Raw genomic sequence first — 22,118 nt, 5'->3', positions numbered from 1 at the left:
GAGGCGAATTCTACAGCGTTACACGCTGCTGTCAACACCTCTTTTTCTCCGCTTTCGACCGAGAGGATCGAAACGTTAATAGAGCCAAACAACACTGCTCTACCAACTCCTTCTGGGCTTCGATGAACTGAAGCAACTCGCTGCCGAATCCTGCGTAACTCTTTGTTTACCAAGGAGTTTTCCGTTTCGACTGCGCCGGAAGTGGGGCGAATTATAGACTTCCAGAATCTGCCGTCAACCCTTAATTCTGCTTTTCTATCAATTAGTTAGCATTGATTAAAAAACCACCAACAAAAAGCCGCCAATACCCTCTATATAGAAGGAAGCAGTCAAATAACCCCCGCCGCCTTTAAAGCGACTACATTCGCCATGCCCAACCCCAGTACTTCCTGAAGCACCTCGGCCGTATGCTCACCCAGCAGAGGAGGCGCGCTCCGGTACTCCACAGGCGTCTTCGACAACCGTATTGGGCTGGCAACCTGTGGCACCATCCCTGCCAACGCATGAGGCAACGCCATCGCCAAGCCGCGCGCCTTGACCTGCGGATCATCAAACACCTGGGCCAGGTCATTGATCGGCCCACAAGGCACACCCACCCGCTCCAACTGCGACACCCACTCAGCCGTCGTCTTGAACACCGTAGCCTGGCGAATCAACGGAATCAGCTCCGCCCGATTGGCCACCCGCGCCTTATTAGTAGAGAAGCGCGGATCATCCGCCCACTGTGGCCGTCCGGCCACTTCAGCAAACTTACGAAACTGCCCGTCATTACCCACCGTCAGGATGAAATCACCGTCGGCCGTGGGAAAGTCCTGATAAGGCACGATGTTCGGGTGAGCATTCCCCAGGCGCTTGGGCGACGCCCCTGTCGTCAGATAATTCATCGCTTGGTTCGCCAGGCATGCCACCTGCACATCCAGTAGCGCCATATCGATGTGCTGCCCACCACCGTCATGATCCCGATGAGCCAGTGCCGCCAAGATGGCAACGGTCGAGTAGAGCCCCGTCAGGATGTCAGTCAGCGCGACGCCCACTTTCACCGGCCCAGCCCCCTCATCACCCTCGGGGCGACCAGTCAGGCTCATAAGCCCGCCGAGCCCCTGGATCATGAAATCATAACCCGCACGCGTAGCATATGGCCCAGTCTGACCGAAGCCAGTGATCGAGCAGTAGATCAACTCCGGGTTGATCTCCTTGAGCGACTCATAGTCCAGCCCATACGCAGCAAGACCACCCACCTTGAAGTTCTCGATCAGGATGTCTGACTTGGCCGCCAGCTCACGGACCAGCGCCTGCCCCTCCGGCCGCGTGAAATCGATAGTCACCGACTGCTTATTGCGATTGGCCGACAGGTAATAAGCCGCCTCACTGGTGTTCTCACCATAAGCATCCTTGAGGAATGGCGGCCCCCAGGCGCGTGTGTCATCACCACTGCCCGGCCGTTCAACCTTGATCACCTCAGCCCCAAGGTCCGCGAGGATCTGCCCGGACCAGGGGCCCGCCAGTACTCGCGATAAATCCAGTACCCGCAGATGCGAAAGCGCGCCCATGCCGTGCTCCTATTAATAGAACGCCTGAAGACCGGTTTGCGCGCGCCCCAGAATCAACGCATGCACGTCATGAGTACCTTCATAGGTGTTCACCACCTCCAGGTTGACCAGATGACGTGCCACCCCGAACTCGTCGGAAATACCGTTGCCACCCAGCATGTCACGCGCCATGCGTGCGATATCCAGGGACTTGCCACACGAGTTGCGCTTCATGATCGACGTGATTTCAACCGCCGCCGTACCTTCGTCCTTCATCCGCCCCAAACGCAGGCAACCTTGCAGGGCCAGGGTGATCTCAGTCTGCATATCGGCCAGCTTCTTCTGGATCAACTGGGTTGCCGCCAATGGGCGGCCGAATTGATGGCGATCAAGCGTGTATTGGCGAGCGGTATGCCAGCAGAACTCAGCGGCCCCCAGCGCCCCCCAGGAGATGCCATAGCGTGCCGAGTTAAGGCAGGTGAAGGGCCCCTTCAAACCGCGCACATCCGGAAAGATGTTCTCTTCCGGAACAAACACGTTATCCATGACGATTTCACCGGTGATGGAGGCGCGCAGCCCGACCTTGCCATGAATCGCCGGAGCGCTCAGGCCCTTCCAGCCTTTCTCCAGGACAAACCCACGGATATCGCCAGCATCGTCCTTACCCCAGACCACAAACACATCCGCGATCGGGCTATTGGTGATCCACATCTTCGCGCCCGTCAGGCTATACCCCCCCTCGACCTTGCGAGCACGCGTGATCATCGCACCCGGATCGGAGCCATGATTGGGCTCAGTCAAGCCGAAACAACCGATCCATTCGCCAGAAGCCAGCTTCGGCAGGTACTTCTGTTTCTGTGCCTCAGTGCCGAACTCGTTGATCGGCACCATGACCAGTGACGACTGCACACTCATCATCGAGCGATAGCCGGAGTCGACACGCTCCACTTCGCGCGCGATCAACCCATAGCTGACGTAATTCAAGCCGCTGCCACCGTACTGCTCAGGGATCATCGCACCGAGCAAACCGGTCTCGCCCATCTCGCGAAAAATAGCAGGGTCGGTCTTTTCATGGCGAAAGGCTTCGAGCACACGCGGGGCCAACTTGTCCTGGGCGAACTGCTCAGCACTGTCGCGCACCATGCGCTCTTCTTCGGTGAGCTGTTGATCGAGCAGCAGTGGATCGATCCAGTTGAAGCTTGCCTTGCCAGCCATGAATAAGTCCTCGCGGAAAGAATCGGAAGTCGTGGAAGCAGCCTAGGCCCGACACGCGCAGAGGGCAAACGAGGTTTCCGCATAGGGTTGTGCTAATTTCTCACTTCGAAGTAGCCGAGAAAGGCGCATATGCGCTTTAGTAAGTGAGGACACGGTATATGCGCAGAAAAATTCCCAGCACCACCGCCCTTGTCAGTTTTGAAGCGGCAGCCCGCCACGAGAGCTTTACCAAGGCGGCGCAGGAGCTTTCGATCACGCAAGGTGCCATCTGTCGACAGATCGCCAGCCTCGAAGAGTTTTTAAGTGTCGAGCTGTTTCGCCGCTCACGGCGTGGGGTAAAGCTTACAGAAGCGGGGCTGTCCTACAGTCGTCGCGTGGCCACGCAATTGGATGCGGTGGAACGCGATACGCTTTCCGTCATGGGTCAGCAGGGCGCTAACACCATCGAACTGGCCGTTGTCCCGACATTCGGTACTCAATGGCTGATTCCTCGCCTCAAGGACTTCCAACGCCAGCACCCCGAAGTCACCGTTAACCTCACGAACCGAACACGACCCTTCCTGTTTGCCGACACTGAATTCGACGCCGCGATCTACTTCGGCGATGCCGACTGGTCCGGCACAGAATCCCACCGACTGATGGGGGAAAACCCTGTCCCAGTGTGCAGCCCTCGGCTATTGGGTAGCCACACGCGGTTCAGTCCCCAGGAGATCGCAGAACTGCCGCTTCTGCAGCAGACCACACGCCCCTACGCGTGGCGCCAATGGTTCAACGCCCAACAACTGAACATACCCCGCGACATGACAGGCCCCCGATACGAGCTATTCTCGATGTTGTCCCAGGCCGCCATGCACGATATGGGGATCGCGCTGATTCCACCGTTCCTCATCCAGCGCGAGCTTGAGGAGGGACAATTGCTGATCGCCAGCCCAGAGGCGCTGAGCAGCTCAAAGGCTTATTACTTGATGATTCCGGACAAAAAGGTCGAATCTGCCTCATTGCACGCCTTCAGGGATTGGCTTATCGACCAGTCCCAGCGGTACAGCCCCAGCATTTAAAGGCCACAACCGCGTTACTGACTTTGTAGTCAGTAAATTTTCAATCCTACAGATATACGTATATGTCGCATTTCAACAGACTGTATCTGTCAGTCCAAAAAAGGCTCAAAGCCATGATCTACTTGGCTTATAGCGACTGTCACAAGCCAATAGCCGACTATTCACACCGGCGATGGCAAAAGAGTGCAAAACTGCCTGCAGCCCTTTAAGCCCATGTATTTGAAGAGGTTATTTCAAGGTGTTGCGACAATCAGTCACAGGGTGACTTGTAGTTAATTTTTCGTCACCCGTCATAATCCCTTGAAGGCCGTAAAGTTCGCCTGCAAAATGCCGCGCCCCGCTGTCATTTCAGCGGGATCGTGCTGATCGGCCGCCCCAGTTGCGCCACTCGCGGTGCACTGGCCTTTTTACAAAAAGATCAAAAGCAAAAAGATCATGCAGGAGATTTGACGTGCACATTGGTGTTCCTCTCGAAACCCAGACCGGTGAAACGCGGGTGGCTGCCACCCCGGAAACCATCAAGAAGCTGATCGGCCAGGGCCATAAGGTCACTGTACAAAGCGGGGCAGGCCTAAAGGCCAGCGTCGTGGACAATGCCTATGAAGCGGCAGGCGCAACCATTGGCAGTGCCAACGATGCGTTTGGCGCCGAGCTGATTCTCAAGGTGGTGGCCCCCAGTGACAGCGAGCTGGCGCTGATCAAAAGCGGCACCGTGTTGGTGGGCATGCTCAATCCGTTCAGCAATGAAACCATTGCCAAGCTCGCCGAACGCGGCATCACGGCCTTTGCTCTTGAAGCAGCGCCACGCACCTCACGGGCCCAGAGCCTCGACGTGCTGTCATCCCAGGCCAACATCGCCGGCTATAAAGCCGTGTTGCTGGCTGCGCATCATTACCCGCGCTTCATGCCGATGCTGATGACGGCCGCAGGCACCGTGAAAGCTGCGCGCGTACTGATCCTCGGCGCCGGTGTCGCAGGCCTGCAAGCCATTGCCACAGCGAAACGCCTGGGTGCAGTGATCGAAGCGTCTGACGTGCGCCCGGCCGTTAAAGAGCAGATCGAATCCCTGGGTGCCAAATTCGTTGACGTGCCTTACGAAACCGATGAAGAACGCGAATGCGCCGTCGGCGTCGGTGGCTATGCACGCCCAATGCCGACCAGCTGGATGCAGCGCCAGGCCCTGGCCGTGCACGAGCGCGCCAAGCAGGCCGACATCGTCATTACCACCGCCCTGATCCCCGGCCGAAAAGCGCCGACCCTGCTCAGCGCCGAAACCGTCGCACAGATGAAGCCCGGCTCAGTGGTCATCGACCTCGCCGCCGCCCAAGGTGGCAACTGCCCGCTGACCGTCGCCGACCAGGTGGTGGTGGAAAATGGCGTGATCATCTGCGGCCCGACCAACTTGGCCGGTGCCGTCGCTGCCGACGCGTCAGCTTTGTATGCGCGCAACCTGCTGGACTTCCTGAAGCTGGTCTTCACCAAGGAAGGGCAGTTTGAAATCAACCTTGAAGACGACATCGTCGCTGCGTGCCTGATGTGCCGCGACGGCCAAGTCATCCGCAAAAACGCCTAAGCAGGGATTCAGACGATGGAAGAGCTTATCTCCCCCGGTATCTACAACCTGATCATCTTTGTGCTGGCGATTTATGTCGGTTACCACGTGGTCTGGAACGTAACGCCCGCGCTGCACACGCCATTGATGGCGGTGACCAACGCCATTTCCGCGATCGTGATCGTCGGCGCCATGCTCGCCGCAGCCCTCACCGTCACACCACTGGGCAAGACCATGGGCACGCTGGCCGTGGCACTGGCAGCAGTGAACGTATTCGGTGGCTTCCTGGTCACCCGCCGCATGCTTGAGATGTTCAAGAAGAAAGCCCCGAAAGCAAAAGAAGAGGCGCCGAAGTAATGAGCATGAATCTGGTAACGACGCTCTACCTGATCGCGTCGATCTGCTTCATCCAGGCCCTCAAAGGCCTGTCACATCCGACCACGTCGCGGCGCGGCAACCTGTTCGGGATGCTCGGCATGGCGCTTGCGGTACTTACCACGGTGGGCCTCATCTATAAGCTGGGCGCTGAGCTCGCCACCGCCGGCATCGGCTATGTGATCGTCGGCCTGCTGATCGGCGGCACCGCCGGTTCGATCATGGCCAAGCGCGTAGAAATGACCAAGATGCCGGAGCTGGTGGCGTTCATGCACAGCATGATCGGTCTGGCCGCCGTGTTTATTGCGATTGCCGCGGTGGTCGAGCCGCAATCCCTGGGCATCGTCAAACACCTGGGCGACTCGATTCCAGCCGGTAACCGCCTGGAGCTGTTTCTCGGCGCGGCCATCGGCGCAATTACGTTCTCCGGCTCGGTAATCGCGTTCGGCAAGCTGTCGGGCAAGTACAAGTTCCGTCTGTTCCAAGGCGCACCGGTACAGTTCGGCGGCCAGCACAAGCTGAACCTGGTGCTCGGCCTCGCAACACTTGGCCTCGGCCTGGCGTTCATGTTCACCGGCAACCTCACCGCCTTTGCGCTGATGCTGGCCCTGGCCTTCGTGCTTGGCGTGCTGATCATCATCCCGATCGGCGGCGCGGACATGCCGGTGGTGGTGTCGATGCTCAACAGCTACTCCGGCTGGGCAGCGGCGGGCATCGGCTTCTCGCTGAACAACTCGATGTTGATCATCGCCGGCTCCCTGGTGGGCTCCAGCGGCGCAATCCTCTCGTACATTATGTGCAAGGCGATGAACCGCTCCTTCTTTAACGTACTGCTCGGCGGTTTCGGCAATGCGCCGGATGCCGGCGCGGCGGCGGGCTCGAAAGAAGCGCGCCCGGTGAAATCCGGTTCGGCCGACGACGCGACCTTCCTGCTGACCAACGCCGACACCGTGATCATTGTGCCGGGCTACGGCCTGGCAGTGGCGCGAGCGCAACACGCACTCAAGGAACTGACCGAGAAGCTGACCCATCGCGGCGTCACCGTGAAATACGCGATTCACCCAGTGGCGGGCCGTATGCCTGGGCACATGAACGTACTGCTCGCCGAGGCGGAGGTGCCTTACGACCAAGTGTTCGAGATGGAAGACATCAACTCCGAGTTCGGCCAGGCCGATGTGGTGCTGGTGCTTGGCGCGAACGACGTGGTCAACCCGGCCGCCAAAAACGACCCGAACTCGCCGATTGCCGGCATGCCGATCCTCGAGGCGTTCAAGGCCAAAACCATCATCGTCAATAAGCGCTCGATGGCCAGCGGTTATGCCGGTTTGGATAACGAGCTGTTCTATCTGGACAAGACCATGATGGTCTTCGGAGATGCCAAGAAGGTCATTGAAGACATGGTCAAAGCCGTCGAGTAACACTGCTTCAGCGCAATACTCGAAACCCCGGCCTCTTGTAGGCTGGGGTTTTTTATTACTCCATGAAACCCGACCAAAGGCTCTAAATCGCTACCTGGCATTCGACCATGGTAGCGGGCCGATTTTTTTTGAAATCACTAAACTGCGCACCTTGCTTCCGTAGCCCGAGATAAGAATCCATGTACCGTGATCGCATCCGCTTGCCTTCGTTGTTGAACAAGGTCATGAGCGCGGCAGACGCCGCCGCACTGATCGAAGACGGCATGACCGTCGGCATGAGCGGCTTCACCCGTGCCGGTGAAGCCAAGGCCGTCCCCCACGCCTTGGCCGAGCGCGCCAAGACTTCTCCGCTGAAAATCACCCTGATGACCGGCGCCAGCCTGGGCAATGACCTGGATAAGCAATTGACCGAAGCCGGCGTGCTGTCCCGACGCATGCCGTTTCAGGTCGACAGTACCTTGCGCAAAGCGATCAACGCCGGCGAAGTGATGTTTATCGACCAGCACTTGTCGGAAACCGTCGAGCAATTGCGTAACAACCAACTCAAGCTGCCGGACATTGCAGTGATTGAAGCGGTCGCAATCACGGAACAGGGGCATATTGTGCCCACCACGTCTGTGGGTAACTCGGCCAGCTTCGCGATTTTCGCCAAGCAGGTGATTGTCGAGATCAACATGGCGCACAACCCGAACCTGGAAGGGCTGCACGACATCTATATCCCGACCTACCGGCCGACGCGCACGCCGATCCCGTTGGTGAAAGTCGATGATCGCATTGGCAGCACCGCCATCCCCATCCCACCGGAAAAAATCGTCGCCATCGTGATCACCAACCAGGCTGACTCGGCCTCTACCGTGACGCCGCCTGACAGCGACACACAAGGCATCGCCAATCACCTGATCAACTTCCTCAAGCAGGAAGTCGATGCGGGACGCATGACCAACAAGCTCGGCCCGCTGCAGGCAGGGATCGGCAACATCGCCAACGCAGTGATGTGCGGATTGATCGACTCGCCGTTCGAAGACCTCACCATGTATTCGGAAGTGTTGCAGGACTCGACCTTCGACCTGATCGATGCAGGCAAATTGAGCTTCGCGTCGGGCAGCTCGATCACGTTGTCAGAGCGGCGCAATGCCGATGTGTTCGGCAACTTGGAACACTACAAAGACAAGCTGGTACTGCGCCCGCAGGAAATCTCCAATCACCCTGAGGTGGTGCGTCGGTTGGGCATCATCGGTATCAACACCGCACTGGAGTTCGACATCTACGGCAACGTCAACTCCACCCACATCTGCGGCACGCGCATGATGAACGGCATTGGCGGCTCCGGGGATTTTGCGCGCAACGCACACTTGGCGATCTTCGTGACCAAGTCGATTGCCAAGGGCGGGGCAATTTCCAGCGTAGTGCCGATGGTCAGTCATGTGGACCACACCGAGCATGACGTCGACATCCTGGTGACCGAAGTCGGGCTGGCTGACCTGCGTGGCCTGGCGCCACGGGAACGAGGGCGGGTGATCATCGACAACTGTGTACACCCGGCGTACCGCGATGCGCTGAACAGTTACTTCGATGCTGCCTGCGCCATCGGCGGGCATACCCCACACATCCTGCGCGAAGCACTGAGCTGGCACATTAACCTGGAAGAAACCGGGCACATGCTCAAGGCCTGATTGATACAGATCCGAGCTGATGCAAATACAGTTTCATCAGCTCGGCCTTGTCGCTGCCACTTCTTGAAAAAACTGTACTGCTGTACCGGTCATTTCCTACCGAAATATCCCACACCCCTCATCGAAAATGGCTATTTCGCACCACTTAAGTGCAGACAGGTACAGTTGCCCTATTTTCGTACAGTACAGCACCTATAAACAGTTAACTGGCCCCTCACAATACAGGTGAACTGTATCTAGAGAGTCTTGCGCCGGGAGAGGATCATTGGCATCAGTTAAACCACTACCTAATCCCGCCACAAGCGGAAGGATGTCATCATGGAACGTACACTCAGTTCCGAACTGTTCTTTGAAGAAAAAGCTGTAAACACTCAGGCTTCCCTGCCTCTGCGCGTTATCGCCAACCTGATGTTGTGGCAGCGCCGCATCTCCAGCCGCCACCAACTGGCTCGTCTGGATTCGCGTCTGCTGGCTGACGCAGGCATCAGCGAAGCTCAACGCTACGAAGAGCTGAGCAAGCCGTTCTGGCGCTGATTTAGCGCTCGCTGGCCCTGACCTGACGGGTCCACTGCCAGCAACCTGATTTGTCAAAACAGAGCCCGCCCCGGGAAACCGGAGGCGGGCTTTGTTGTTTCCGGGTTTGGGGTTTTGAGCGTAAAAACAGAAGCCTTTCTCAATGACAGGTACAGTTAATAAAGCACAACAGTTAAGCAGTACAATTTAACTCTGGTGTATCTGTATCGGTGACCCCGCCCCATCCAATATGGTGATCCAAGACCTCATGAAAGGTACTCGCCATGGATACGACTTCCCCTCTTTATAAGCGGCTGCCACGCCAGGTGGCCTTTGCCTTCGTTAGATGGGCACGCCTGGCTTATGAACGGCGTCAACTGTCACAGCTCGATGCTCGGGAACTGTCAGACCTGGGCATCAGCCATGGCGACCGAATGGCCGAGCTGTCCAAGCCGTTCTGGCGTGACTAGGCAGTCAAGAAGCTTCCCGAACGGATAAGCGGCAGCTTAATATCCAGCCACCACGTGGCGAACCGCGTCGTACAGGCGTCTGATCCCCAATGGCTGCCCTGCGCCACCTTATCCGTTCATCTACAGGAGTCTTCCCATGTCCCGTCTTCGCTTGCTGAGTGCTGCTGCCCTATTGGCCCTGACTGCCAACGCCAGCGCGAGCAGCTTCATCGTGACCACCGACTCCATCGTCGGCGCGCTCAAGGCCACCTCCGACGCCAGCTCCGATGCCACTTCTTCACTGCGCGACAACAAGGTCGTGCGCGCCGCTCGTGACGACGCCGCCAGCTTTGTCGCCAGCGAAGGTGCCATTCGTGGTGTGAAACTGGAGAGCGCCCTGGCACAGATCCGCCAACAAGCGCCGCAATTGAATACCGCGACTGACGCGCAACTGGCCCAAGCGATCCTGGCTATCTGATTCGGAGCACAAAGGGAGCGTCTGCCGCTCCCTGATACCGATGCACTGGCTCTCGCCTGGGCATTGCGCTAGCCTTGGCGCTCGCTTTCAGTTGTCGAGTCCCATGGCTTTTTCATACCGCCTTTTAATAGTCCCTGTGGTGTTTTTCTGCGGCTGGTCGCCATTGGCTTCGGCCTTTGACCTCACCACCCAGAGCACGGTCGTGAGCGCGTATGCCACCAGCAAGGTGACCTCCGCACCCTTCGACAAAAAAGTGATAATGGCCGCTCAGGATGACGCTGCCGCGTTTATCGCCACTGACGGCGAATGGCGGGGCGCACGGCTGGAGTCAGCGCTGGATTATCTGCGCCGCAGCCAACCAAAACTTAACGCCAGCGACCTTGAACTGGCGCAAGCAATTCTCGTCCAATAATCATCTTTGCATTCCATCTTTGTATTCGGAGTAATTCCATGCGTAGCCCGCTGATCGCCGCCACCCTTGGCCTGCTGTTGTTGGCCGACGTTGCCCAAGCGCATACCCTGGTGGCCACCAGTAACATCATTGTTCGCGCCTCAGGCCGCACCATTGATTTCACTTCGGACACCACCACCTCCATCCGCGACTCCAAAGTGGTGCGCGAAGCCCACGATGACGCCGCCAGTTTCGTCGCTACCAACGGCGAGATCCGTGGCGCGCACTTGGAAGCGGCCTTCGACACCCTGCGCACACGCCTGCCGGAAGCCCGCGACGCCAGTGACCAGACCCTCGCAGAAGCTATCCTCGCACTGTGAGGCGAATTGCCGCCTGGCTCCTGGCCGGGACTGTGCTGCTGTGTGCCAGCGCAGCCCAGGCCAGCTTGCAACTGCGGCTCAAGACCGAGGGTCTGAGTCCGGCTGAACAGCAGGCCAGCCAGGCGTTGCTCGACGAAGCCATGCGCTCGTTACCGCCGCGCTTTATCGAGCAGTTGGACCGGCGCATCGATGTCGGCTGGACCGACAAAATGCCCGAGAATGCCTACGGGCAAGCCTCCCTCGTGTCCGAGCTGGACCTCAACCGTAACCTGCTCGCCAGCCTGACCGACGGCAGCGCCGCCACGCAGAAAACCAATCGCCCCCACGGCACCGTGCGTCGCGAAATGCTCGCCACGGTGCTGCACGAACTGACCCACATCTATGACCGTGCGCGCCTGTGGTCCAAAGAGGACCGCGCGCTGATCAATCGTTGCAGCCGCCAAAACAACCTCACCGGCCTGATCGGCCTGCCTGATCAATGCCGTGGCCAGAATGGCCGTCGCTTTACCCTCAGTGACGACCCGCGCCTGCTGGACCTTGCCGGCTGGCCGCAATACGTCGGCCGTCGCGGCGAGCGTGAGCAGCACAACCATCAGGTCGCCCGCAGCCCGGACATCTACGAAACCACCAGCCCGCTGGAATTCGTCGCGGTCAACATGGAGTACTTCCTCCTCGACCCCAGCTACGCCTGCCGGCGCCCGGCATTGTTCCGCTATTACCAGAAACACTTCGGCTGGGCCCCGCCGGAACAAGACACCTGCGCCAGCACCTACGCCTTCCTGAACGCCGGTAACGATTTCGCCAAGACGCCGCTGGGTCATGTGGACCCGGAGCGCGTCTACGAAATCGACTACCTGCTGGCCGAAGCTAACCAGAACCTGGTCAGCCGCTGGGGCCACAGCATGCTACGCCTGGTGATCTGTGCGCCGGGGCGTCCACGCGGGCCGGATTGTCGGCTCGACCTGGACCAGCATCTGGTGTTGTCCTACCGCGCGTTCGTCGGTGACGTACAGCTATCGAGCTGGGATGGCCTGGTCGGCAAGTACCCATCGCGGTTGTTTGTACTGCCACTGGCGCAAGTGATCGACGAATACACCAAGACCGAATTGCGCGGCCTGGCTTCCGTACCGTTGAAGTTGACCCGCCAGGAAATCAACGACACCGTCGAGCACGCCGCCGAGATGCATTGGAGCTACGACGGCAACTACTTCTTCATCTCCAACAACTGCGCGGTGGAGAGCCTGAAACTGCTACGCAGCGGCAGCGCCAACCCGCAACTGACCGGCCTGGACAACATCACTCCCAACGGTCTGCTCGAAGTCCTGAACGCCCGCGGCCTGGCCGACACCAGTGTGCTGGATGACAAACGCCGGGCACTGCGCCTGGGTTATCACTTCGACTCCTTCCGCGAACGCTACCAGGCCATGTTCGATGTGCTGCGCAAACGCCTGCCGATCAAACAGACCCAGGTTGAAGACTGGCTGTCCCTCAGCGCAGAGGAGCGCCGCCAGTGGTTCGGCCAGGCCGATCTGCGCACCAGCGCCGCGCTGCTACTGCTTGAGCAGGCAAGCTTTCGCAAGCAGTTGATGCTGGCCCAGGACGAAGTCAAACAACGCTACCTCGGTGCCCGCGAGCTGAAAAACGGTGGCATGGAGAAAGCCAACGCCACGCTGCAGCAGATCCTCGCCAACAGCGGCTTCCTCAGTCGCCCGGCGGAGCTGCTGGGCAGCGGTGGTTATGGCCTGCCGCAACCTTCGGAAGCAAAGCGTCTTGAATCGGAAAGCGCCGAGCGCCAGAAGCAGCTGCAATCCCTGACCGGCGAATTGGATAAAGAGGTGAGGGCGCTGCTGGATCCTTCCCGTTCCGCCGAAATTGCCGCCTGCGAAGCCAACCTCAAACTGGTGGGCGAGCATTTGCGGACGTTGCACAAAGCAGCGGGCGGTCTGGAACTGCCCTAAAAACCTCAAGCCAAACACAGACAAATGTGGGAGGGGGCTTGCCCCCGATTGCAGCGTGCCAGTCACTGCATGCACAGGCTGACACACCGCTATCGGGGCAAGCCCCCTCCCACATTTTGATCTACATAAAGCCAGAGACTGCGTGCATTCCCTTCGTCACCTGTTTTTCCGGCGAAAGCTGGCTGAAAGCTTACCCGTCTAGGATCGCCTCCACTGCCGGCAACAGACCGGCTGTTAACAACAACAATGGTGATTCCCGATGTCCGTCCGTACCCGCCTGTTCGCCCCAACTCCACCCGTACGCCTCGTGCCTTTCGTTCTGCGCTGACCCCACCCGGTTCGCCATTCCCTAGCCACGCTACGCCTGGAGTATTCCTATGCTGACTTTCCTTGGCTTTGCCATGGTCATCACGTTCATGTTCCTGATCATGACCAAGCGCCTGTCCGCGCTGATCGCCCTGATCATCGTGCCGATCCTGTTTGCGCTGTTCGGCGGTTTCGCCCCGAAGATCGGCCCGATGATGCTCGAAGGCATCACCAAGCTCGCGCCGACCGGCGTGATGCTGATGTTCGCCATTCTCTACTTTGCCCTGATGATCGACTCCGGCCTGTTCGACCCGGCCGTGCGCAAGATCCTCAAGATGGTCAAGGGCGACCCGCTGAAGGTCTCCGTCGGTACCGCCGTGCTGGCCCTGGTCGTGTCCCTCGACGGTGATGGCGCTACCACTTACATGATCTGCGTGGCCGCGATGCTGCCGCTGTACCAGCGCATCGGCATGAGCCCGCGGATCATGGCAGGCTTGATCATCCTCGCCGGTGGCGTGATGAACATGACCCCTTGGGGCGGCCCGACCGCCCGTGCCGCCAGTGCGCTGCATGTGGACCCATCGGATATTTTCGTACCGATGATCCCGGCGATGGCCGCCGGCGTGGTGGCGATCCTGGTGATTGCCTACATGTACGGCAAACGCGAACGTGCGCGCCTGGGTGAACTGCACCTGCAAGGCGATGAGATCGACCACAGTGAAATCAGCGTGTCGCAATACCCCGACGCTCGTCGTCCCAAGCTGATCTGGTTCAACGGCGCACTGACCCTGGCCCTGATGTGCACCCTGATCGCCGGTCTGTTGCCGTTGCCGGTGCTGTTCATGGTGGCATTCAGTATCGCGATGATCGTCAACTACCCCTGCCTGCAACAGCAGAAAGACCGCGTCGCCGCCCACGCCGGCAGCGTACTGGCGGTGGTGGGTCTGATCTTCGCCGCGGGTATCTTCACCGGCATCCTGTCCGGTACCGGCATGGTCGACGCCATGTCCAAGAGCCTGCTGGCGGTCATCCCGGAGGCCATGGGCCCTTACCTGGCCGTGATCACCGCACTGGTGAGCATGCCGTTTACCTTCTTCATGTCCAACGACGCGTTCTACTATGGCGTTCTGCCAGTGCTCGCCGAAGCCGCCAGCCACTACGGCATCACCGCCGTGGAAATGGCCCGCGCCTCCATCGTTGGCCAGCCTGTGCACTTGCTCAGCCCGCTGGTACCGTCGACCTACCTGCTGGTAGCCCTGGCCGGTATCGAATTTGGCGATCACCAGCGCTTCACCCTGAAGTGGGCAGTACTGGTGTGCCTGTGCATAATGTTCGCCGCATTGCTGATGGGGATTTTTCCGCTGTTCAGCACTCTATAATCGTACCGACTCACTCACCGCGCGGCGCTGCAGCTTGCGCGGTTTAACACTTGCTCAAAGGAATACACATGGAATGGCTGACCAATCCGGAAATCTGGATTGCCTTCTTCACCCTGACGGCCCTCGAGATCGTCCTGGGCATCGATAACATCATCATGATTTCGATCCTGGTCAGCCGCATGCCCAAGCATATGCAGGCGCGCACCCGGATCTTCGGCCTGGCCCTGGCCATGGTCACGCGCATCATGTTGCTGCTGTCGATCACCTGGGTGATGCAACTGACCGCCGACCTGTTCGTGGTCTTCGGCCAAGGCATTTCCGGCCGCGACCTGATCCTGTTCTTCGGTGGTCTGTTCCTGCTGTGGAAAAGCTCCCAGGAGATGTACCACGCACTGGAAGGTGAAGACGAAACCCACGACGAGCCAGGCGGCAAGGGTGGTAAGTTCATCTACACCATCATCCAGATCGCGATCATCGACATCGTGTTCTCCCTGGACTCGGTGATCACCGCTGTTGGCATGGTCTCCCACGTGCCGGTCATGGTCGCGGCGATTGTTGTTGCGGTACTGGTGATGATGCTGGCCGCAGGCACCATCAGCGAATTCATCGACAAGCACCCGTCGCTGAAGATGCTGGCCCTGTCGTTCCTGCTGGTGGTGGGTACTGTACTGATCGCCGAATCCTTCGATGTGCACGTGCCAAAAGGCTACGTTTACTTCGCCATGGCGTTCTCGCTGGCGGTGGAAGCGGTGAACATCAAGATGCGTACGGCCATCGCGAAAAAGCGCAAACAGCAGGATCCGGTGAAACTGCGCAAAGACATTCCGGGTCAATAAAGCTGACCCGCTGCTGAAAGGGGCTTTCGAGCCTAATGCCAGTCAGTTAAGACGTAGAAAGGGTACAAAATAACCTGTGGCGAGGGAGCTTGCTCCCGTTGGGCCGCGAAGCGGCCCCAGCTCTTTGTTTCAAAAGACTGGGACTGCTGCGCAGTCCAACGGGAGCAAGCTCCCTCGCCACAGGTACGGTGCTCACCCTTAACTGACTGGCATTAGCTTTCGAGCCCCTTTTTCTCATCTGCAAAAAGCTGATTTCATGACAGTTTTGTTTCAATCCCCACTTTAGCTATGCGATGCTGGCGCAGAGCCCATTCGCCAACTACAGCTTAAGTAAAAGACGTAGAGCGGCACGCGGTAACTTTCCTTCGCTCATTTTAGAGCGCACCTACACGGGGGGCCGAGCATGCTGACCCTGCTCAATCTGCTTTCCGCCGTGACCCTGCTTATCTGGGGCACGCACATCGTCCGTACCGGCATCCTGCGGGTCTACGGTTCCAACTTGCGCCAAGTCATCGGGCAGAACATGTCCAGGCGCTGGCTGGCGTTTATCGCCGGTATCCTGGTGACCGCCATGGTGCAGAGCAGCAACGCCACGGCAATGCTGGTGACCTCCTTTGTCGGCCAGGGCCTGATGGGGCTGATGCCCGCCTTGGCGACCATGCTCGGTGCAGACGTCGGTACCGCGCTGATGGCGCGGGTGCTGACGTTTGACTTGTCCTGGCTGTCACCGCTGCTGATCTTTCTCGGGGTGATTTTCTTTCTGTCGCGTAAACAAACGCGGGCAGGGCAGTTGGGCAGGGTCGGCATCGGCCTAGGGCTGATCATCCTCGCCCTGCAATTGATCGTCGAAGCCGCCGGCCCCATCACCCACGCCCAAGGTGTGAAAGTGCTGTTCGCTTCGTTGACCGGCGACATTTTGCTCGACGCCCTGGTCGGCGCTTTGTTCGCGATGATTTCCTACTCCAGCCTGGCCGCCGTCCTGCTGACCGCCACCCTCGCCGGCGCCGGCGTGATCGGCTTGCACGTGGCGATCGGCCTGGTGATCGGCGCCAACATCGGCAGCGGCGTCCTGGCTTTCCTCAGCACGAGCATGCAAAACGCCGCCGGACGCCAAGTGGCGCTGGGCAGCTTGCTGTACAAGTTGATCGGCTTGCTGCTGATCATCCCGGTACTCGACCCGCTGGTGCTGTGGATGGACGGCTTGGACTACAGCGCCCAAGGCATGGTCATCACCTTCCACCTGCTCTATAACGTCAGCCGCTGCCTGATCCTGTTGCCGACCATCGGCCCGATGGCCCGGCTATGTGCCTGGTTGCTGCCCGAGCGCGAAGAAACCAATGGCAAGGCCAAACCCCGCCACCTTGACTTGGCCGCCCTGGCCACACCGAGCCTGGCGCTGGCCAACGCCGCCCGTGAAACCCTGCGCCTGGGCGACCTGATCGACAATATGCTCACCGCCATGCAGGAAGTCCTGCGTGGTAAACAGACCGCCATCACCCAGGAAATGCGCAGCCTCAGCGATGACGTCGAGTCGCTCTACAGCGCGATCAAACTCTACCTGGCGCAGATGCCCCGCGAAGACCTCAGCGAGCACGACAGCCGCCGCTGGGCGGAAATCATCGAGCTTTCCATCAACCTGAAACTGGCCGGCGACCTGATCGAACGCATGCTGCGCAAAGTCCAGCAGCAAAAAACCTCACAGCGTCGCCAGTTCTCCGAAGTCGGCCTGGAAGAACTCACTGGCCTGCACAGCCAACTGATCGCCAATCTGCGCCTGGGCCTGTCGGTGTTCCTCAGCGCCGACCCGGAAAGCGCCCGCCAATTGCTGCGCGAAAAACGCCGTTTCCGCGCCCAGGAACGCCGCCTGGCACATGCCCACGTCAGCCGGCTACAGCGCAAAATCGTGCAAAGCCTGGAGACCAGCTCCCTGCACCTGGAACTGATTGCCGACATGAAACGACTGAACTCGTTGTTTTGCAGCAGTGCCTATGTAGTCTTGGAAACGTCCGACACCGGCGCGCTCTCTGCCGAAGATATTGCCGACATCACACATTCGCCCTGAACGTACGATGGCCCGTGAAGTCAGTTAACACTGACCTCACTCGCCAGGAAGCTTGTTATGCGTCGCCTGCTGTTCGCTTGTCTGCTCATGGGTTCTGCCCACGTCTTCGCCTTTGACCGCCTGCAAGTCGAGGGCTATACCTTGCCCAACGGCCTGCAACTGTTGCTCAAACCGGGCACCGAGCGCGGGCATGTGGCGATCCGCCTGGTGGTGGGCGTGGGCCTGGATGACTTCAGCTGCGAAGACAAGGAATTGCCGCACCTGCTGGAACACTTGCTGTTCAGCGGCATCGACGGCGGCGGCGAAGGTGAGCTGGAAGACCGCATGCAAGCGCTGGGCGGCGAGTGGAATGCCTACACCAGCAACGCCGACACCACCTTTGTGATCGAGGCGCCCGCACAAAACCAGCGCAAAGTGCTGGACCTGCTGCTGGCGATCATCACCCGCACCGAACTGACCGACGCCAATATCAACGCCGCCAAGCAGGTCGTCGAACGTGAAGACGGCGGCCACTACTCACACCTGCAACGCCTGTTGGACCGCCAGGACCTGGGCCACACCGCCAGCAACCAATTGGCGGTCGAACTGGGACTCAAATGCGCCGAGCGCGCCGAGGTCGACCACCTGACCCGCGACCAGTTGGAGCACCTGCGCAAACACTGGTACGCGCCCAACAACATGACCTTGATCATCGTCGGCGACCTCGACAAGCTGCTGCCGGCCTATCTGGAGCGCACCTTCGGGCAACTCGACCCGGTTGACCCCACTGAACACCCAGCGCTGCCGGAGATCCAGCACGCCGCCGCCAGCCATCGCGAACTGATCCACGGCTGGGTCGGCGACAGCGCCAAGCTGCACTGGCTGTTCCCCGAGCCGGTGCTGGACGACCAGCATGATGAGACCTACGACCTGCTCAAGGATTACCTCGATTGGGCGCTGTACCGCCAACTGCGCCTCAAGCACGGTTTGTCCTACGGCCCCTGGAGCGAACGTGAAGTCCTCGGCGGCGTCGGTTTCCTCAGCTTGAATGCCGACCTTGAGCGCGAAAACCTCCCCGAAGCAGAGCAGGTTCTCCATGACCTCAAGGCCCAACTGCTCAAGGATGGCCTCGATCCGGCGGTATTCGCTCGCTTGCAACAAGCCGCCATCGCGCGCCAGGCCTGGGCAGTGCAGGGCAACAGCGCGCTGGCCGACTACTACTGGAGCGCTTCCGGTGACTACAACAACGGCCATTTCAGCGACCCGGTCAAGCGCATCAAGGCGGTAAGCCTGGAGCAGACCAACCAGGCCATGCGCCAAGTGTTCCAGCAGCCCGGCTACTGGCGTATCGAGAAACCGCTGCTCAGCTATGACGGCCTGAGTTGGATCGGTGCCGGCGTGCTCGGTTTGATCACCTTTGTGTTGATCGGAGTGCGGGTTTATCGCAAACGGTTTGCGTAATGAGGCACCGGACAACGGGCTAAGACGTTATTCTGTCTGGGATTTTCTCCTACAAAGACTGCGAACCGCCGAATGCAAAACCTGACCCGCTTGATCACCCGCATCCTCGAACTGATGAAGCGCTACCCCGGGGTGATAGCACTTGGCGGTTTTGTCTCGGGTGTGGGCAGCTTCATTCTGGTGGATCGCCAGCAGGGCATGGCCAGTTGGATCGCCGTGATCATGCTGGTGAGCTGGCTGTGGCTGATGCTGGAAAACAGCTTTACCCAGCTGTTCACCAAAGTCTTCAAGCGCGAAATCCCCGAGCCGCTGCTGCGCTATGCGACCCAGATGATTCACCAGGAAAGCCTGTTCTTTGTGCTGCCGTTCTTTTTCATCACCACCGCCTGGAACAGTGGCCAGTCGGTGTTCACCGGCCTGCTCGGCGCCGCAGCGCTGGTATCGATAATCGACCCGCTGTACTACAAATGGCTGGCGCCCAAACGCTCGCTGTTCCTCGCACTGCACACCTTCACGCTGTTCGCGGCGCTGCTCACCGCACTGCCGATCATCCTGCACCTGACCACGGCTGAGAGTTACAAGCTGGCCCTCGGCGTCGCCATGGCACTGTCGATCCCGAGCCTGGCGGTAAGCCTGCCGCTGCGCAGCCTCAAAGGCTGGGCGATGCTACTGGGGGTCACCGCTGCGATTGGCTGCGCCGGTTGGTTCCTGCGCAGCTGGGTGCCGCCAGCCACGCTGTGGATGACCGAAGTGGCCATCAGCACCCAACTGCAAGACCGCACGCCGGGCGACGACCTCAAGGAAGTCACCGCCGCTCAACTGCGCAGCGGCGGGCTCTACGCCTACACCGCGATCAACGCCCCGCGTGGGCTGGATGAGCGGATTTACCACGTGTGGAAATTCAATGGCAAAGAGGTTGACCGCATCGCCCTGGATATCCACGGCGGGCGCAAAGAGGGCTATCGCGCCTGGACCCACAAGCAGAACTTCCCCGCCGATGCCGTGGGTCGCTGGCAGGTACAGGTGCTGACCGAAGACGGGCAGGTGATCGGCGTGCTGCGTTTCAAAGTGACGGACTCAGCACAAACGGACAACCCAAAGTAGGCAGGATCGTGCTATTACGTAGGAATTGTGGATAGCCAACAAGCTCGGAGCTTATGACCACCAGTACCTCGGCCGGTGCAGCCCACCTCGATACGTCCATCACCCCGCCACAGCTGAGGATTACGGGAGACTGGACGCTTGCCCACTATGCCAGCCTGAAGAAGCTGTCGGACAAGCTCGACGGCCAATACGATGCGGGCGCGCGTATCGACCTCAATGGCCTGGGCGCCCTCGATACCGCCGGCGCCTCGCTGCTGGTGGAGTTGCTGGGACCGACCCGCATCGAGCAATCCGCCGAGCAGACCGATTGCAGCTTGTCTGCCGCTGACCGTGCACTGCTCAAGACCGTCTACCGCTCCCTGAATGATTTTTGCGTACCGGAGAAAGCCCCGGAAGAAGCCGCCGGTATTCAAGTGCTGGCTCGCATCGGCCGGGCGGTAGACACCGTCTGGCAAGACAGCAAGCAACTGCTGGGCTTTATCGGCCTGATCCTCGAAACCTTCGCCCGCGGAATTTTCCGGCCCAGGCGTTGGCGCCTCACTCCGATGGTCGCGCACCTGGAACAGGTCGGCCTCGACGCCGCCCCCATCGTGGCCCTGCTGACCTTTCTGGTCGGTGCCGTGGTGGCGTTCCTCGGCGCCACCGTACTCAAGAGTTTTGGCGCGACGATTTTCACCGTCGACCTGGTGGCGTTCTCCTTCCTGCGCGAATTCGGAGTGTTGCTGACCGCGATCCTGATCGCCGGTCGCACCGCCAGTGCCTTTACCGCACAAATCGGCTCGATGAAGGCCAACGAAGAGATCGACGCGATCCGCACCCTGGGCCTGGACCCGATGGAACTGCTGGTATTGCCGCGCGTACTGGCGCTACTGGTAGCGCTGCCGATGCTGACCTTCCTGGCAATGCTCTCGGGCATTGTCGGCGGTGGCGTGGTGTGCGCCGTGGCCCTGGATATTTCGCCGGCGATGTTCCTCTCACTGCTGCAATCGGACATTGGCGTGCAGCATTTCCTGGTGGGCCTGGTGAAAGCGCCGATCTTCGCCTTCCTGATCGCCGCCATCGGCTGCCTGGAAGGCTTCAAGGTGAGCGGCAGCGCCGAGTCCGTCGGTGCCCACACCACCTCCAGCGTGGTGCAATCGATTTTTGTGGTGATCGTGCTGGACGCGGTCGCCGCGCTGTTTTTTATGGAGATGGGCTGGTGAGTCGCTTACACCGTGCGACCGCCGAGGCGGTGATTGAAGTGCGTGGCCTGTGCAATCGCTTTGGCACTCAACGCGTGCACGAGAACCTCGACCTGGACTTGTACAAAGGCGAGATCCTTGCCGTGGTCGGCGGCTCCGGCAGCGGCAAGTCGGTGTTGTTGCGCAGCATCGTCGGACTGCGCCGGCCCAGCGCAGGCGAAGTCCGGGTGTTCGGCAAGAACCTGCCGAGCCTGGCGGAGCATGAGCGATCCCTGGTGGAGCGACGCTTTGGCGTGCTGTTCCAGAAGGGCGCGCTGTTTTCCTCGCTGACCGTGACCGAAAACGTAGCGCTGCCATTAATCGAGCACGCCGGCCTCAGCCGCCGCGACGCCGAGCACCTGGCCGCGGTCAAACTGGCCCTGGCCGGGTTGCCACTGTCGGCAGCCGACAAATACCCGGCGTCACTGTCGGGTGGCATGATCAAGCGCGCCGCGCTGGCCCGTGCGCTGGCCCTGGACCCCGACATCCTGTTTCTCGACGAACCCACCGCTGGCCTCGACCCGATTGGCGCGGCGCAATTCGATCAACTGATCCTGACCCTGCGCGATGCGCTGGGCCTGAGCGTGTTCCTGGTCACCCACGACCTGGACACGCTGTACACCATCACCGACCGCGTGGCAGTGCTGGCACAGAAAAAGGTGCTGGTGGCCGACGCCATCGATGTCGTCTCCGAAACGGACGACGCGTGGATTCACGAATATTTCCACGGCCCCCGAGGCCGCGCGGCATTGGATGCCGCTCAATCGCTCAACGAGGTATGA

Annotated in this window: 20 protein-coding genes; 18 read left to right on the top strand and 2 right to left on the bottom strand. The window is 59.8% G+C overall.

Features of this window, described 5'->3' with window-relative positions:
* Positions 1–329: 329 nt before the first annotated feature.
* Both BM403_RS22570 and BM403_RS22565 read right to left on the bottom strand, forming a co-directional pair.
* Positions 330–1,550, bottom strand: a complete 1,221-nt coding sequence (locus BM403_RS22570; protein WP_093544897.1) for a CaiB/BaiF CoA transferase family protein — start codon at positions 1,548–1,550, stop codon at positions 330–332.
* A gap of 12 nt (positions 1,551–1,562) precedes the next feature.
* On the bottom strand, positions 1,563–2,744 hold the full coding sequence (locus tag BM403_RS22565; RefSeq protein ID WP_003170842.1) for an acyl-CoA dehydrogenase: 1,182 nt from the start codon (positions 2,742–2,744) through the stop codon (positions 1,563–1,565).
* A gap of 158 nt (positions 2,745–2,902) precedes the next feature.
* Between BM403_RS22565 and BM403_RS22560 the strand changes: the two genes are divergently transcribed.
* The 18 genes from BM403_RS22560 (at position 2,903) to BM403_RS22475 (ending at position 22,118) form a co-directional block, all read left to right on the top strand.
* Positions 2,903–3,802, top strand: coding sequence for a LysR family transcriptional regulator (locus tag BM403_RS22560; RefSeq protein WP_093544894.1), 900 nt, complete (start codon positions 2,903–2,905; stop codon positions 3,800–3,802).
* 451 nt (positions 3,803–4,253) lie between these two features.
* Complete coding sequence (locus tag BM403_RS22555) at positions 4,254–5,375, top strand: Re/Si-specific NAD(P)(+) transhydrogenase subunit alpha (protein ID WP_012721553.1); 1,122 nt, start codon at positions 4,254–4,256, stop codon at positions 5,373–5,375.
* Positions 5,376–5,390: 15 nt separating this feature from the next.
* Entirely contained in the window at positions 5,391–5,711 is a 321-nt protein-coding gene (locus BM403_RS22550; protein WP_003220416.1) for an NAD(P) transhydrogenase subunit alpha part 2, read from the top strand.
* Positions 5,711–7,147, top strand: a complete 1,437-nt coding sequence (locus BM403_RS22545; protein ID WP_012721552.1) for an NAD(P)(+) transhydrogenase (Re/Si-specific) subunit beta — start codon at positions 5,711–5,713, stop codon at positions 7,145–7,147. The genes BM403_RS22550 and BM403_RS22545 overlap by 1 nt, the downstream gene beginning before the upstream one ends.
* Before the next feature lie 179 nt (positions 7,148–7,326).
* Positions 7,327–8,820: an acetyl-CoA hydrolase/transferase family protein gene (locus tag BM403_RS22540; protein ID WP_093544891.1), complete on the top strand. Its 1,494-nt coding sequence runs from the start codon at positions 7,327–7,329 to the stop codon at positions 8,818–8,820.
* Between the two features lie 318 nt (positions 8,821–9,138).
* Positions 9,139–9,354, top strand: coding sequence for a DUF1127 domain-containing protein (locus BM403_RS22535; protein WP_012721550.1), 216 nt, complete (start codon positions 9,139–9,141; stop codon positions 9,352–9,354).
* Between the two features lie 263 nt (positions 9,355–9,617).
* Positions 9,618–9,803, top strand: a complete 186-nt coding sequence (locus tag BM403_RS22530) for a DUF1127 domain-containing protein (protein WP_012721549.1) — start codon at positions 9,618–9,620, stop codon at positions 9,801–9,803.
* Positions 9,804–9,939: 136 nt separating this feature from the next.
* Positions 9,940–10,260: a DUF2388 domain-containing protein gene (locus BM403_RS22525; RefSeq protein WP_046035892.1), complete on the top strand. Its 321-nt coding sequence runs from the start codon at positions 9,940–9,942 to the stop codon at positions 10,258–10,260.
* A 103-nt stretch (positions 10,261–10,363) separates the two neighbouring features.
* On the top strand, positions 10,364–10,672 hold the full coding sequence (locus BM403_RS22520) for a DUF2388 domain-containing protein (RefSeq protein ID WP_012721547.1): 309 nt from the start codon (positions 10,364–10,366) through the stop codon (positions 10,670–10,672).
* Between the two features lie 38 nt (positions 10,673–10,710).
* Complete coding sequence (locus BM403_RS22515) at positions 10,711–11,031, top strand: DUF2388 domain-containing protein (RefSeq protein ID WP_012721546.1); 321 nt, start codon at positions 10,711–10,713, stop codon at positions 11,029–11,031.
* Positions 11,028–12,989 carry a DUF7844 domain-containing protein gene (locus tag BM403_RS22510; protein WP_093544888.1) on the top strand — a complete coding sequence of 654 codons (1,962 nt, stop codon included), beginning with the start codon at positions 11,028–11,030 and terminating at the stop codon, positions 12,987–12,989. Before BM403_RS22515 ends, BM403_RS22510 begins: the two co-directional genes overlap by 4 nt.
* 377 nt (positions 12,990–13,366) lie before the next feature.
* Complete coding sequence (locus tag BM403_RS22505) at positions 13,367–14,674, top strand: CitMHS family transporter (protein WP_003170826.1); 1,308 nt, start codon at positions 13,367–13,369, stop codon at positions 14,672–14,674.
* 68 nt (positions 14,675–14,742) lie between these two features.
* Complete coding sequence (locus BM403_RS22500; RefSeq protein WP_012721544.1) at positions 14,743–15,510, top strand: TerC family protein; 768 nt, start codon at positions 14,743–14,745, stop codon at positions 15,508–15,510.
* A 403-nt stretch (positions 15,511–15,913) separates the two neighbouring features.
* Entirely contained in the window at positions 15,914–17,572 is a 1,659-nt protein-coding gene (locus tag BM403_RS22495) for a Na/Pi cotransporter family protein (protein ID WP_093544885.1), read from the top strand.
* A gap of 57 nt (positions 17,573–17,629) precedes the next feature.
* Complete coding sequence (locus BM403_RS22490) at positions 17,630–19,012, top strand: M16 family metallopeptidase (protein WP_093544882.1); 1,383 nt, start codon at positions 17,630–17,632, stop codon at positions 19,010–19,012.
* A 72-nt stretch (positions 19,013–19,084) separates the two neighbouring features.
* Positions 19,085–20,116, top strand: a complete 1,032-nt coding sequence (locus BM403_RS22485; protein ID WP_012721541.1) for a DUF5924 family protein — start codon at positions 19,085–19,087, stop codon at positions 20,114–20,116.
* Between the two features lie 53 nt (positions 20,117–20,169).
* Positions 20,170–21,318 carry an ABC transporter permease gene (locus BM403_RS22480; protein WP_064053128.1) on the top strand — a complete coding sequence of 383 codons (1,149 nt, stop codon included), beginning with the start codon at positions 20,170–20,172 and terminating at the stop codon, positions 21,316–21,318.
* On the top strand, positions 21,315–22,118 hold the full coding sequence (locus BM403_RS22475; RefSeq protein ID WP_012721539.1) for an ABC transporter ATP-binding protein: 804 nt from the start codon (positions 21,315–21,317) through the stop codon (positions 22,116–22,118). Before BM403_RS22480 ends, BM403_RS22475 begins: the two co-directional genes overlap by 4 nt.

Source organism: Pseudomonas sp. OV546, from assembly GCF_900116845.1.
Taxonomy (GTDB): domain Bacteria; phylum Pseudomonadota; class Gammaproteobacteria; order Pseudomonadales; family Pseudomonadaceae; genus Aquipseudomonas; species Aquipseudomonas petroselini.
This window is presented reverse-complemented; position numbering and strand designations above follow the sequence as displayed.